11 protein-coding genes are annotated in these 13,504 nt (G+C 55.4%); 3 read left to right on the top strand and 8 right to left on the bottom strand.

The window, feature by feature from the left end; genetic code table 11:
* Positions 1 to 45: 45 nt before the first annotated feature.
* The 8 genes from ACVDG4_RS11485 to ACVDG4_RS11450 form a co-directional block, all read right to left on the bottom strand.
* On the bottom strand, positions 46 to 1,638 hold the full coding sequence (locus ACVDG4_RS11485; protein WP_447235180.1) for an ABC transporter substrate-binding protein: 1,593 nt from the start codon (positions 1,636 to 1,638) through the stop codon (positions 46 to 48).
* A gap of 116 nt (positions 1,639 to 1,754) precedes the next feature.
* The gene (locus ACVDG4_RS11480) at positions 1,755 to 3,839 is read right to left on the bottom strand and encodes a S9 family peptidase (protein ID WP_447235179.1); all 2,085 of its coding nucleotides are present in this window, start codon (positions 3,837 to 3,839) and stop codon (positions 1,755 to 1,757) included.
* A 68-nt stretch (positions 3,840 to 3,907) separates the two neighbouring features.
* Positions 3,908 to 4,846: an ABC transporter substrate binding protein gene (locus ACVDG4_RS11475; protein ID WP_447235900.1), complete on the bottom strand. Its 939-nt coding sequence runs from the start codon at positions 4,844 to 4,846 to the stop codon at positions 3,908 to 3,910.
* Between the two features lie 293 nt (positions 4,847 to 5,139).
* The gene (locus tag ACVDG4_RS11470) at positions 5,140 to 6,372 is read right to left on the bottom strand and encodes an MFS transporter (RefSeq protein WP_447235178.1); all 1,233 of its coding nucleotides are present in this window, start codon (positions 6,370 to 6,372) and stop codon (positions 5,140 to 5,142) included.
* Positions 6,373 to 6,494: 122 nt separating this feature from the next.
* On the bottom strand, positions 6,495 to 7,358 hold the full coding sequence (locus ACVDG4_RS11465; RefSeq protein WP_447235177.1) for a hypothetical protein: 864 nt from the start codon (positions 7,356 to 7,358) through the stop codon (positions 6,495 to 6,497).
* A 123-nt stretch (positions 7,359 to 7,481) separates the two neighbouring features.
* A complete protein-coding gene (locus ACVDG4_RS11460) occupies positions 7,482 to 8,183 on the bottom strand; it encodes a substrate-binding periplasmic protein (protein ID WP_447235176.1) in 702 nt (233 codons plus the stop codon).
* A 196-nt stretch (positions 8,184 to 8,379) separates the two neighbouring features.
* Positions 8,380 to 8,790 carry a peptide-methionine (R)-S-oxide reductase MsrB gene (msrB, locus tag ACVDG4_RS11455; protein ID WP_447235175.1) on the bottom strand — a complete coding sequence of 137 codons (411 nt, stop codon included), beginning with the start codon at positions 8,788 to 8,790 and terminating at the stop codon, positions 8,380 to 8,382.
* 67 nt (positions 8,791 to 8,857) lie between these two features.
* A complete protein-coding gene (locus ACVDG4_RS11450; RefSeq protein ID WP_447235174.1) occupies positions 8,858 to 9,832 on the bottom strand; it encodes a GGDEF domain-containing protein in 975 nt (324 codons plus the stop codon).
* A gap of 486 nt (positions 9,833 to 10,318) precedes the next feature.
* On the opposite strand from ACVDG4_RS11450, the gene ACVDG4_RS11445 reads away from it, so the two are divergent.
* From ACVDG4_RS11445 to ACVDG4_RS11435, 3 genes are read left to right on the top strand one after another with little or no spacing between them, the layout of a single operon-like run.
* Positions 10,319 to 12,703 (top strand): putative monovalent cation/H+ antiporter subunit A, encoded by a 2,385-nt coding sequence (locus tag ACVDG4_RS11445; protein ID WP_447235173.1) that lies wholly within the window; start codon positions 10,319 to 10,321, stop codon positions 12,701 to 12,703.
* Positions 12,703 to 13,122, top strand: a complete 420-nt coding sequence (locus tag ACVDG4_RS11440) for a Na+/H+ antiporter subunit B (protein ID WP_040452267.1) — start codon at positions 12,703 to 12,705, stop codon at positions 13,120 to 13,122. The genes ACVDG4_RS11445 and ACVDG4_RS11440 overlap by 1 nt, the downstream gene beginning before the upstream one ends.
* Entirely contained in the window at positions 13,122 to 13,499 is a 378-nt protein-coding gene (locus ACVDG4_RS11435) for a Na+/H+ antiporter subunit C (RefSeq protein WP_008192232.1), read from the top strand. Before ACVDG4_RS11440 ends, ACVDG4_RS11435 begins: the two co-directional genes overlap by 1 nt.
* Positions 13,500 to 13,504: the final 5 nt, after the last annotated feature.

Genomic DNA, 13,504 nt, shown 5'->3' with positions numbered 1-13,504 from the left:
ATCAGCTTTAGGCGCTCAATCGATTTTGATTAAGCGCCCGCTGATCTAGTTGACTGTAATCCAGCGCAGCATCAGGAAATTATCGGCCCGCTGGGTCAGATCGACCGTGTCCTTGGAGCCCCACAGCAGGGGCTGGATGTGGAGCGGCACGTAGACCACATCGTTGCGGACAGTGAGAGCGATCTCATCCAGCATTTGCTGCCTCTTGGCCGGATCAATCTCCCGCTGGATTTGCGGCAAGAGCGCATCCACCTCGGGGTTTGAGTAGCCGCCGAAGTTCCAGCTGCCGAGCTTCTTCTCATCATTTCTTGAAGTGACGAGGAACCGGATTGGGTGTTCGGCGTCGAACGTTCCGGGTGACCAACCCAGGAGATACATGTCGAAATTGCCAGAGCGGAGTTCTGGCCAGTAGCTGCGTACCGGCATGGCATTCAACTCGGCGCGCATGCCTGCCTGCGTCAGCATCGCCGCCATTGCCTTGCATAGCGCTTCATCATTGATGTAGCGATCGTTTGGGCACATCAGTCCAAAAGAGAAGCCATCCGGATAACCAGCGTCTGCCAGCAAGGCCTTGGCAGCAGCTGGGTCATAGCCAAACCGGTCTGATGCTGCGGAGCTGTATCCTTTCATTTGCGGGCTGACGAGTTGCGTTGCCAATTCCGAGCTGCCGCGCATGATCTTGTCGATCATGGCTTCGTTATTGATCGCCATTTGCACCGCTTTGCGAACCCGAACGTCCTGGAAGGGGTTTTTGCCGGTCGTTTCCTTTGAATACTTCAAGGTGTCGTGGGCGTGCCCGAAGCCGAGCATGATGACCCGGGCTTCAATGCCCTGATGCAGTTTCAGTCCTTGCTGATTGGCAACCCGATTGACGTCCTGAACCGGAACCGGATTGATCAGATCGACTTGACCGGAGAGCAGTCCAGAAACGGCCGTCGCCGGATTGGCGATTGGCAAGAAGGTGGCCTTGGTGAGATTGTGCTCCTTGGTATCCCACCAACCATCAAACGGTTCCAGCACGGTCTCGACGCCGGGTTGCCGGCTGACGACCTTGAACGGCCCCGTGCCGTTTGTGTTCAGCGTGGCGTAAGTTTCTGCATCCTTCGCGGGAAGGGCGGCATCATTTGCTTCGGCCCAATCCTTGTCGAGGATCATGAAGTTTGCGATGGAATCGGGAAAGATCGGGTCGGGGGCGTGGGTCAGGAAATCGACCGTAAAGTCATCGACGACTTCAACGCTCTTTACCGGAGCAAACCAGGAGGCGGTGTCCGAGGCCTCGGATGAAGCGCGTTGGTAGGAGAACAACACGTCTTCAGCGGTAAACTCAGCCCCATCATGAAACTTCACGCCTTTGCGCAAGTTAAAGCGCCATCCGTCCGTTCCGATTGGCTCCCAGCTTTCGGCAAGGGACCCCTCGATGTCCATGGACTTGCCGCGCCTGACAAGACCTTCATAGACATTGTTCAAGAACCCGAGCACCGGGGCGGAGTTGACTGCATGCGGGTCCATCGTCTGCGGATCGGTCGGTGACGACCAGCGCAGTTCAGCAGCCTGGGTCACCGAGGCAGACGTGAGAAGGGCGGCTGTCAGCGTGAAACCTGCGGTGCGCCGAAGCCATCTGGACGATGTACGGGTCATGATATCCCTGCTTGTCATTATGAAGTCACTCCGACCACACTAAGCGACTTCACGGCCAAAGAAAAACCGGATCCGTTTCCGGACCCGGTAATAGTTTCACAAGACTGTGAAGGGGTTTACGCCTTGCCGGTCACTTGAAGCGCAAAGGCTTGCACGAGAGCAACTTCCTTCAGCCGGTCAAAACGTCCCGATGCCCCGCCATGTCCGGCGTCCATATTGGTTTTGAGCATTACGAGACTGTCACCGGTCTTTGTCGCCCGGAGTTTGGCAACCCACTTGGCCGGTTCCCAGTAGGTCACACGCGGGTCGGTCAGACCTGCAAGGGCGAAGATCGGCGGGTAGTCCTTGGCTTCGACATTGTCATAAGGCGAATACGAAGCGATGTACTCATAGGCGCCCTTGTCGGTGATGGGGTTGCCCCACTCAGGCCATTCCGGCGGGGTGAGGGGCAACGTGTCATCCAGCATGGTTGCCAGCACATCGACAAACGGGACTTCAGCAACGATGCCGCCGAATTTCTCCGGCGCCATGTTCGAGATCGCACCCATCAGCATACCGCCGGCCGATCCGCCCTGCGCAATGATCTTCTCGTGGCTTGTGAAGCCGTCCTTGACCAGATGATCTGCCGCCGCGATGAAATCTGTGAAGGTGTTCTTCTTATTCTCTCGCCGTCCGGCCTTGTACCAGCCGAAGCCTTTTTCCTTGCCGCCGCGGATATGGGCAATGGCATAGACAAACCCGCGATCGACCAGCGAAAGACTGTTCGTGTTGAAGCTGGCCGGGATGGAAATGCCATAAGACCCATAGCCATAGAGCAAGAGTGGGGCCGAGCCGTCCAGCGGTGTGTCTTTCCGGTAGAGAATTGAGACCGGTACCGTTTCGCCGTCAGCCGCCGGTGCCATCAAGCGCCGGGTGACGTAGTCATCGGCCTTATGGCCGGAGGGCACTTCCTGTTCCTTGCGTAAGGTGCGTTCGCCTGTTGCGACGTTGTAGTCGAACGTTTGTGACGGCGTCGTCATTGATGAATAGGAAAAGCGGATGGTCTCGGTGTCGAATTCATAACCGCCAGACAATCCCAGCGAATAAGCTTCCTCGTCGAAGGCGACATAATGTTCGTTGCCGTCTGCAAGGTTGCGGATGACGATCCGCGGCAAGCCATCTTCCCGCTCTAAACGGGTCATGAATGTCTTGTAGACACAGTGGGACAGGATCAGGCACCCGGCCTTGTGCGGCACCAGATCGCGCCAGTTTTCCCGACCTGGTGTGGCTTTCGGAGCCGTCACGATCTTGAAGTCTTCCGCACCGTCGGCATTGGTCAGGATGTAAAGCGTGTCGCCGTGGTCATCGACGGAATACTCGATGCCGGTTTCGCGAGCAGCGATCAGGGCGGGCGCTGTTGTGGGCTGATCCGCCGGGATCATCCAGATTTCGGACGTCTCGTGATCATGAATGTCGATGACAATCGTGTTGCCGGACTGCGTTTTGCCAACACCCATAAAGAAGCCAGGGTCTTTTTCTTCGTAGACGAGCACATCTGTTGCTGGGTCCGTACCAATTTCATGGCGGAAAAGTTTGGACGGCCGGTGATTGGCATCAAGGCGGATATAAAAGACGTATTTGCTCTCCGCGCAGAAAACACCGCCGCCGCTCGTGTCTTCGATGACGTAACCGGTGTCTTCACCTGTCTCTAGATTGCGGAACTGGAGGGAGTAATACTCAGACCCCTTGTCGTCGTAGGCCCAGGCCAACAGCTTATGGTCCGTGGAATGGCTGGCGCCGCCGATCTTGAAATAGGCTTTGCCGTCGGCTTCCTTGTCACCATCCAGCAAGATAGTCTCTTCACCACCATCGCGCGGTGTTCGGTAGAAGATCGGCTGCTGTCCGCCCGTCATGTATTTCAGGCTGTAGGCATAAGGGCCATCAGGGGAGGGAACCGCGCTGTCATCTTCCTTGATGCGGCCTCGCATTTCGGAAAACAACGTTTCCTGCAACGCTTTCGTCGGCGCCATTTGCGCCTCGTGATAGGCGTTTTCCGCCTCAAGATACGCCCGGATGTCGGCATTGAGGACACTGGGGTCTTTCATGACCTCCTGCCAATTGTCGGCCCGCAGCCAACTGTAGGCGTCATTCCGGACAATGCCGTGGGTTTCGATTTGGACGGGGCGCGCTTCAGCGCGTGGAGGGAGCGTGTCGTTTTTCATGAAATCGGAGGTAAGGTGTTTGCCCGGTCAAGGCAAGGGCGATCAAGCGTGGCCTATGTCCTGCCACATCACCTGTATTTCACGCGATCGGGAAACGCACTCAGATCGAGCCTGTCCACTACTGGGCTTGTTTTTCCGATGAAGAGGATCGATTCGTTTGCCTTGATCTCGTTGATAGAAACTTCCGAGGGGGATTTGCCGTTCAGCAGGATTTCTGCCGCCAACTCCGCAGCAGCTTCGCCGCGCTGCCAATACGCTTCGCCAAAGGCCAAAGAAACACCATGGTCCACCAGCGCCGGGGACGCTGTCACACTCACGATGTTTGGCGGCAATATTTGCTTCAAAAGATAAGCTTTCTGTACGAACGATGATGTCGAGGTGACATAAACAACATCTGCGGCTTCCAACTGTGACCTCATCAGTTCCACATGCAATTCGGCATCTTCCACATCGGGAATGAACCGCACACGCAGTGTTTGTTTTTCCAAAACATCCGCGACATTTGTGACCTTATCAGCTTCTGTGGTGGAGTTGGGTTCTCTTGGATCGAATAACACCGCAATGGTTTCATACGGGTAGACCTGCTCCAGCAACTGCAAGATGACTTCTGCGGAGAGGGATTGTTTGACGCCCGTCGCGCCGCGCGTTGGCATATGCATCGACAGCGTGATGTTATTGCCGATCGGATCAGACACGATGTTAAAAACCACCGGAACATTGCCCACCCCGAAATTGAGAAGGGTGTTGGTTGCAGTTGTTCCGAAGGTGTAGATAAGGTTTCTCTTTTCAAGATCGGACCGATTGGCCCTCAAGAAGCCTGCAAGATTGGTTTCACTCCGCCCGGCGTCGAAATGATGGAACTTTGCCTTTATGCCGAGCTCGCTCAGCCGCGACAAAAAACCTTGTTCGGCTGGGGTCATTCCACGCCACGTGATTATCTGGATGTCCTGTTGATCAGAGGCGGAAGACCCGCCACTAGGGAACGCCAAGCATAGGAACGACGCCATCAGTAATAATGTCAGGGTCTTTTCGATAATACGAAACACGTCTTCCCGCTTGTCAGATAGCTTTCAAGGTTTTGGTCGGGTGTATGCAGGTTGTCGGCGCAATCCTATTTCACAAAGTCTTATGAATCCATTTCATTAAACTTAGCTTTTTGCGACTTATGTCTCTGAAATATTAGGTATATTTGCCGATACTGGCTATCTTTATGAGCCCGGCATTCAAATTTGGCTCGCAGAACTCCGGCCTTGATAGGTCGGTGCTTTCGATTGAGGGGCATCTGAAACTGTTGAACAGTTCAGACAGCCGCTGCGAGGCGACGCTTACCCTTCATCAAAATGAAAATCATGATGGTGATGTTGAGGAAGTTCCAGGCGATGCCATTCAAAAATGCCGCCTGGTAGGATCCGGTTAGGTCGTAGATCCACCCGGACAGCCATCCTCCAAGTGCCATGCCGAGAATAGTCCCCATAATGACGAGCCCGACCCGTTGTCCGGCCTCACGGGCAGGAAGGTATTCGCGGACAATTACGGCATAGCTCGGGACGATCCCGCCCTGGCTCAGCCCAAAGATCAGGGACACCAGATAAAGGGATGCAAGCCCGTTGAAAGGTATGAACAAGAACAGGGCAGCACATTGCAGGACTGAGCCGATCAGCAGGGTTCGAACGCCGCCGATCTTGTCGGCCAATACACCCGATACCAGCCGGCTGGCAACGCCTGCGGCTGTCATGATTGCGATCATTTCAGCACCCGGCGCAACACCATATCCTAGGTCGACGCAGTAGGCGACGATGTGGACTTGGGGCATGGCCATGGCGACACAACAGCCCAACGCTGCCACAAACAGCAGCATCTGCAGCGCTTGCGGCGACAATCCTGCAGAAGCCTGGTGGAAACCGGAGGGAGAAGGGGCTGTGCTAAACGCCGATTTTGGGGGCCTTCTGCGCAGCGCCAATGCGAGCGGGATCATCGTGACGAGACAAATGAAAGCGATGAGCAAGTAGGTGTCGCGCCAGTCTCCCGTGCCGAGATTCCATTTGATCAAGGATGGCCAGAGCACACCGGCCAAATAGTTGCCGCAGGCGGCACACGCAACAGCCAAACCACGCCGTTTGACGAACCAGTGAGAGACATCAGCCACGAGCGGGCCGAAGGTTGCCGAGGTTCCAAGGCCGATCAGCAGTCCTTGTGCGAGCGAAAACACCCAGATGTTCGGTGCGACAGCCGCGAGTGCGAAACCTGCGCCGAGACTAAGGGCTGAAGCTATGACCGGCAAGACAATGCCGTACCTGTCGACAACCCGTCCGAGAAGGTAATTGCCAAGACCAAAGCCGATCATCGTCAGCGTGTAGGGAAGGGCAGATCCGGCCCGGTCAATGCCAAAGTCCACTTGGACAGCCGGCATGATAATCACCACCGCCCACATTCCCGCGCCACCAAGCGTGCTCAGCAGGATCGAGACAGCCAGGCGAAACCAGGCGTATGACCCATCGGGCGCAAAAGGATCGTTAGTGGCGGTGGCAGACATTGGCAATTCTCAAGGAAGACTTGCCGGAATGACTATCAGGTCAGGTCCTTTGCGGCCAATGAATATCCTTGAAGCGATCGACAAGCAGCGTGAATGGATCCCCGGAACTGTTTTGGCTTACGTCACCCAGCGTTGATATCGCTCGCGCACATTTGTGTCTGTTCGCCGTTTTCAAGTTCAAACACTGCGCAATCTGCTTCTGTTTGTGCGCCCGGGATATGCCTCGCGACAGGGGCTGTGAGCGCTTTCTGGCCTAAACTCCCAACTTTTCCATCCTTGAATCCGACCATATGCAGGACCCTGCGATTGTTGGATGGCAGTATGATGAAGGGTAGGACTTGAGCATCGGCTTTGACCGTTGCGCTCAGGTTTTGCTCTCGCGCGCCAATCTTGTGATTTGAAAATCCACGGAGCGCGTGTGCCAGCTCCAGTTTATTTCCTTGCCAGCGTGCGATTTGCAATGTTCCGCCAATGTGCGGCGTTTCCACAAAGGCGATCTGCTTTTGTCCGGTCCCGAGATAATCCGCGATCCCGGCGATGTTGAGCCAGCGGTTCGTTCGGCCGATGGGCCGGGAACTTGCAAGTTCAACCAATTGATCGCCTTGAAGCCCAAAAACAGCCACACTCGCACCAGCTGACAGAAAGGCGCGGATAGTCACGATTTCCGGCTTACCGTCGCCGTTCAGATCAACAATTCGCGGTGTGCGATCTTCAAACACCTGGTCTTGTGGCAGAGTGACGGCGTAAGCTTTCCCGCCGACTTTGAGATGCAGCGATCCGCCCTCAATCCCATCGCCCAAAATCGCATGACCATATCGATCCGTGGGGGCGCCGTACCAAGCGGCATAGGTCGTTCCATTGTGGTGAAGTTTTGCGACGTATCCGTCCGGCAACCGATCCTGTGCTGCAACGCTATCCTTTATTGCCAGGGCGCCAATCAGCACCGCCGGCAGCATCAGGAGTTTCAAGCAAGCCGTCACCGTCATCACATATCCTTTGCGAGCCAAGAAAAGAAGCCGTTGGCTAGCGGAGCCAAGCTGTTTGCTTCCATTTTCCTGACGGTACTCACGTGGAGATGTTTGTGGGGTAAATCCTGCGTTACGCGCGGTTTATTGCAGGTAGCTGTCGACGATCTGCCAATATCTTGGATCCCGCCAAACCTTTGAAACAGCCTTTGACAAGCGGGCTTTCAGGGCGGGGGACACAGACTTGTTGGCGGCCAGCCATTGCACGCCGTGCGAAAGTGGGGCTCCGACCTGAAGGCGTGTGTGATCGAAACCCTGTTTTCGAGTGATGTAACTTGCGCGCATAGAAATGGTGTACCAGGCATCGACCCGTCCGGCCTGGAGCATCCGGGCCATCTGTTCTGCGGTGGCAATCTCGGTCAGGTTTGTCAGGCCATTTCGCCGTAAGATACGGGCTCTCTGGCTGCCCAGATGTACTCCGATGACCTTGTTGTCTGCCAGCGCCTGTTCAAAGCTGTCGATTTGCTCATCGAGGGTGATGAAGGCGCTTTCCGTATAAATCAGAGGGGCAATGTACTTCAGTTTTGCGCTGCGTTTTCGCGTGTAGGCCAGGGAAAAAATGAGAGACCCCGGCGTGTTTTCGACGAGTACCTGCGCCCGTTTCCAAGGTGCAAACCGGATATCGAGTTCGATATCCGCCTCTTTCGCGACCAGTTCCATGATCTCAACGGCGATGCCCCGTTCCTCGGAATTAATCGACAAGGGGGGAAGAAACCCAGTGTAGGCGATGATCTTGTCTTGGCTTCGGGCCCCTGCGGTGAAGGCAGCGTATAAGCTTGCCCCCAACAGGACATGTCCCAGTATCCGAAGAATAGGCAAGGTGTTTCCCCTGAAAGTGCGGCGAGTTATCAGGGGAAATACCAGTGTTATGTTAAAGGAGGCCTAAAGTCCCGCAAAGAAATGTCATGAATGAGTTCAATGGTTTGGGCTTCCATAATGTCTCGCTGAAAGCCGCCATTTGCCGCAACGAAACTTTGCGGCATTACTCTGTTGGCTCAAAGGACATCGCGTGGCCGTTCAGGCAATAGCGCAGTCCTGTTGGCGGCGGGCCGTCTGGAAAGACATGCCCAAGATGTGCGTCGCATTTGTTGCATCTGATTTCCGTACGGATCATGCCGTGGGACCGGTCCTCAATCTCGCGTATCGCACCAGGATGTGCTGCTTCGAAGAAGCTTGGCCAGCCACAGCCCGCATCAAACTTGGTGTCCGAATGGAAAAGCTCGGCACCGCAGCAGACGCAATCGTAGCGGCCGGCGTTGAAGCTGTTCCAGTAGGGGCCCGTATAGGGGCGTTCCGTGCCCGATTGACGGGTGACATAAAACTGCTCGGGCGTGAGCTGCGCCATCCATTCAGCCGTTGATTTTTTGATTTTTGTGTCGGTGTCGTCGCTCATTGTCTTTTCCTAGCTTTGTACCGACTAAGAAATAAGAAAATCACTGGAACAGGCAAGAGGCGCAAGCTCATCCGCCAAGGACGCTCATTGAGAATTTGACACGGTTTCCGCCTTCCTGACGGGCCTGAAAAACACAAGATTCTGAAGCAGCTAACAGAAACTCTGAGCTTTCCGCGACGCCTTTGTGTTCGGCAACTGCGCAGGCTGTACCGACCGAAGCGGTAACGACACCGTTATGAGCTGTGTTCCCAGGGTTGGGGATCCCCAAGTCTTGAATCGCGACTTGTATGTAGGCGCTGATGGTTTCTGCGCCCATTTCGTGTGTTCGAGGCAAAAGCAATGCGAACTCCGACATCGCAATCCGGGCGGCAACGTCGGCGGGCCGCCGCGCGGTGTCTTTCAGAACGTCTGCCACTTTCGACACGCAGTCGTCTGCAGCGCTCTGCCCGTACTGGTCGGAAATCGCGTCAAACTTGTCGACCGAAACCTTGATAAGGGTTGTGTGAGTGTTTTCGCGCAGCGCGATTGCCCACTCCCGGTTTAACGTGTCTTCGAAAGCGCGGCGATTGAAGAGACCGGTCAAGGGGTCCGTCTGCGTGGCCGCTTCCAGCAGCCCTTCGAGTTCCTTTTGCCGCGCAATGCTCCGAAAGAAGACCGCAAAAGCGGCCGGTTCTCCGCCTTGTTCTATGAGGTGCGTTGTCACTTCGGCCCAAACAAGTGAACCATGTGTCGAGCGAAGCTGCAGGTCGGCATGGGGCAAGCTGACGTCTGGTGTTGCTGATCCAGACAAAATCTTGTGAAGCGTCTCCGCCTCCGGATTGGGAGGGCCAAGGTAGACGAGGTCACTTAAATGTTCCGACAACTTTTCGGAGTCCCAGCCAAACAAACGGGCAGCGGACGGTGAGGCATACTCCAAAGTTCCGGTGAGGCCCAGCTGAAGGATTGCGTCGCCGCTGAGAGACAAAAGTGTTTCGAAATTCAAATTGCTCGGCTGTGAAGCAGCAGCTCCGGACGCTGTCCCCCCATTTTGGTCCAAAGCCATGCGTTGCCTCGCTTAATTTTGCCGCTGAAACCACCGCGACGTTTCTTAAAGTGAACGGTATTAGGGGCGTGAAATCAAGAGGCTTACGGTATTAGGGGATTGTTCGCTGATCTACTGCGCGATCCAGCACGCAGTCCCGTAGAAATCATTGTTTACGTATGAGACCAGTTTCATCTTTGGTGTTGCTTTGCGGTGTGAGGCTTCCTGCTGATTTGGTTGGCCGGCGGGCGGGCCAAGGCTGAATGTCGCAAAAAGACAAATGGAATCAATTTTTAAATACTTTTGCACGAAGCTCGCAGCGTCAAGGGAGGCAGCACCCTGGCGTTTAGTAAGGTATTGAATGGTCACGCGTTGTGCCTTGAAGTCCAAAAAACGGGTCCCAATTACGCACCTGACAGTTCCTATCCCGCTATTATGCCCCCCAAAGACATCGATTCGTTCAGCATATCCGCGATGCTCCATCGGCAACCGTAACGAAAGATCAGTATGACGCCCGCAGTTACTGACGAAACCACGCTTCTGGCTGTGCTTGCGCCGTTCGCGGCTGCAGTGGCCGCGCCGTTCTTGACGAAGTGGTTCAAACACAACGCGGCGTGGCCGCTGGCGGTGGTTCCCGCGCTCATCTTTTTGCATTTCACAGGTTTTGTCGCGCCTGTTTCGGAGGGCCAGTCCTTCGTTGCAGCGGTCGCTTGGGCGCCGAGTTACGGTGTGAACTTCTCCATTTATGTCGATGGATTGTCTACGCTTTTTGCGCTTCTGATCTCAGGGATCGGAACCTTCATTATTCTGTATGCCGGTGGCTATCTAAAAGGCCATCCGCAACAAGGCCGGTTCTTTTCGTTCCTGTTTCTTTTCATGGGCGCAATGCTTGGGCTCGTGCTCGGCAACAACCTGATTTCCATGTTTATTTTCTGGGAGTTGACGTCGATCACGTCCTTCCTGTTGATTGGCTTTGACCACCTTCGGGCGGCGTCCAGACGAGCAGCAATCCAGGCCTTGGTGGTGACCGGCGGTGGCGGCTTGATTTTGCTGGCCGGTTTCATCGTCATCATTTCTGCGACCGGTGAAATCGAGATGTCGGTGCTTCTGGCTTCGCCCGATATCATCAAGGACACAGGCCTTTATGTGCCAATTTTCCTGCTGGTACTCGGCGGAGCGTTTACGAAATCAGCCCAGTTTCCGTTTCATTTCTGGCTTCCCAATGCGATGGAAGCGCCGACGCCCGTCTCCGCGTTCCTTCACTCCGCAACGATGGTCAAGGCAGGTGTTTACCTCTTGATGCGCATGCACCCGCTTCTCGGAGACACCGCGCTCTGGACGACGGTGTTGCCGCTCTTTGGCGGTGTCACTTTGTTGGTGGGTACCATTCTGGCCGTGCGTCAGACCGATCTGAAATTGATGCTGGCCTACACAACGGTGGCGTCTCTCGGTCTTCTCGTCATGTTGACCGGCACAAGCCATGAAAAAGCGCTTGAGGGCGCGGTTCTTTATCTATTGGCGCACTCGCTGTTCAAGGGCGCACTATTCATGGTTGCCGGAACCATCGATCACGAAGCCGGCACCCGGGACATTCGATATCTTGGTGGCTTGCGCTCCGCGATGCCGATCACGTTCGGGGCTGCCTGTCTGGCAGGGCTGTCGATGTCAGGACTTCCGCCCTTCATTGGTTTTATCGCCAAGGAAGTTCTTTACTACGGTACATGGGGATGGCCGGACTTTGGTCTCCTAATCACTGTCGTGGCCGTTGTCGGCAACTCATTGATGCTGGTGATCGCAGCGGCCGTTGCGATCAAGCCGTTCTTCGGCCCAGCGGTAGACACTCCGAAACACGCTCATGAGGGGCCGGTGTTGTTGTTTGCCGGTCCGGTGGTGTTGTCTGTGTTGGGGTTCATCCTTGCGGTCATCCCGCACACAACAGGCGTTCTGTTTATAGGCCCAACTCTGTCATCCCTGATTGGGTCTTTCACCGAGATCGATCTGCATCTTTGGCCGACCAAGATCAACGCCCCGTTGATTTTGTCTCTGATCACGATCGGCATGGGGGTTTTCCTGTTTACCCAGCTCGACAAGCTCGGAGCTTTCATAGCTGGAACGCTGACCGCCATCGGTTGGGGACCGGACAAAGGCTTTGACCAGGCAATCGCCGGTATTGTGTCGTTGTCTTCGGCCATTACCAGGGTGGTGCAGGGCGGTAAGATGCAAACCTATATGGCGCTGACATTTCTGGCCGCCGGTGCCGCGGTATTGGTGCCGGGGTATGTTGGTGGCGGATGGCCAGCCATGCCCAAAATGCCCACCTACACGTTCTATGAGTGGAGCATTTTCCTGATCGCGGTGCTCGGTCTGATTTCGGTACTTGTCGCGAAGACGCGTCTGACCGCCATCGTCTCTCTCGGCATCCAGGGCTTTGCCGTTGCCCTGATCTTCCTCCTCTTTGGTGCTCCGGATCTGGCCTTCACACAGTTGATGGTTGAGACGCTGTCGGTGGTTATTCTGGCGCTTGTAATGACCCGCCTGAATCTGTCCCCGCGGGATCATCGCAATGGTGTCTCGACGCTTGTAACCGGCGCTATTTCCGTATCGGTTGGCCTTGGCCTTGGGTTGACCTTGATGGCGATTACACAGCAGCCCTTCGACCGCAGACTGTCGGACTTCTTCACCGAGTACAGCAATTCCATTGCCTACGGCCGGAACATCGTGAACGTCATCCTCGTTGATTTCCGCGGTATTGATACGCTCGGTGAAATCGCGGTGGTTGCCCTGGCCGGGCTTTGTGTCCTCGCGCTGATCCGCGTGCACACGAAAAAGACACTTCCTGAGGACGAGGTCATTGATCCGTCCGATACAGGCGCAAAGAAGGAGGCCGTGTAATGCGTACCGTCATTTTCCGAACCATTGCGCCGTATCTGTCCGCTCTGATGGTGCTGTATTCCATCTTCGTTCTTCTGCGCGGACACAATGAACCGGGCGGCGGTTTCATAGGTGGGCTGATTGCAGCCTCTGCACTCGCGATTTTCGGTATTGCCTGCGGGGTTGCAGCTGTGCGCCGCGCGATCAAGGTGCATCCCATGAGCATCGCCGGCTTTGGCTTGTTCATGGGAGCCGCAGCAGGCGTGATCTCGTTGTTCACCAATCAGCCTTTCATGACCAGCCAGTGGTGGCCGATCGATCTGTTCAATGTCCAGATCAAGCTGTCGACACCGTTGATCTTCGATATTGGCGTCTACCTGGTGGTGGTGGGCGCGATCAGTTCAATTGCGTTGGCGCTGGAAGAAAGGGAGAGCGACTGATGGAAACCGGTCTTTCTATCCTTGTCGGGCTGTTTTTCGCTGTCTCCGTCTACCTCATGCTTTCCAAGCAGCTGGTGAGAATGTTGCTCGGCATCGCGATCCTCGGAAACGCGGTGAACATGTCGATTTTCGTCAATGGCCGTTTGACCCGTGAGGTGCCGCCCGTCATTCCGGAAGGGTTGATGGTGCCAACGGAGGTAATCGCCAATCCGTTACCGCAGGCGCTGGTCCTGACGGCTATTGTGATTTCCTTTTCCTTCTTTGCGTTCCTTCTTGTTCTGGCCTTCCGGGCTTACCAGGAAGTCGGCACGGACGACGTCAACGAAATGCGCGTTGCCGAGCCTGAGAACGACCCGCTTCCGCCGCAAGGGTACTGATCTGA

The organism is Roseibium sp. MB-4 (assembly GCF_053005265.1).
This window is presented reverse-complemented; position numbering and strand designations above follow the sequence as displayed.

Bases quoted from the DNA above. Each gene is read 5' to 3' on its own strand.
- ACVDG4_RS11485 (WP_447235180.1), bottom strand. From the start codon at position 1,638: ATGACCCGTACATCGTCCAGATGGCTTCGGCGCACCGCAGGTTTCACG.
- ACVDG4_RS11480 (WP_447235179.1), bottom strand. From the start codon at position 3,839: ATGAAAAACGACACGCTCCCTCCACGCGCTGAAGCGCGCCCCGTCCAA.
- ACVDG4_RS11475 (WP_447235900.1), bottom strand. From the start codon at position 4,846: ATGGCGTCGTTCCTATGCTTGGCGTTCCCTAGTGGCGGGTCTTCCGCC.
- ACVDG4_RS11470 (WP_447235178.1), bottom strand. From the start codon at position 6,372: ATGTCTGCCACCGCCACTAACGATCCTTTTGCGCCCGATGGGTCATAC.
- ACVDG4_RS11465 (WP_447235177.1), bottom strand. From the start codon at position 7,358: ATGACGGTGACGGCTTGCTTGAAACTCCTGATGCTGCCGGCGGTGCTG.
- msrB (WP_447235175.1), bottom strand. From the start codon at position 8,790: ATGAGCGACGACACCGACACAAAAATCAAAAAATCAACGGCTGAATGG.
- ACVDG4_RS11450 (WP_447235174.1), bottom strand. From the start codon at position 9,832: ATGGCTTTGGACCAAAATGGGGGGACAGCGTCCGGAGCTGCTGCTTCA.
- ACVDG4_RS11445 (WP_447235173.1), top strand. From the start codon at position 10,319: ATGACGCCCGCAGTTACTGACGAAACCACGCTTCTGGCTGTGCTTGCG.
- ACVDG4_RS11440 (WP_040452267.1), top strand. From the start codon at position 12,703: ATGCGTACCGTCATTTTCCGAACCATTGCGCCGTATCTGTCCGCTCTG.
- ACVDG4_RS11435 (WP_008192232.1), top strand. From the start codon at position 13,122: ATGGAAACCGGTCTTTCTATCCTTGTCGGGCTGTTTTTCGCTGTCTCC.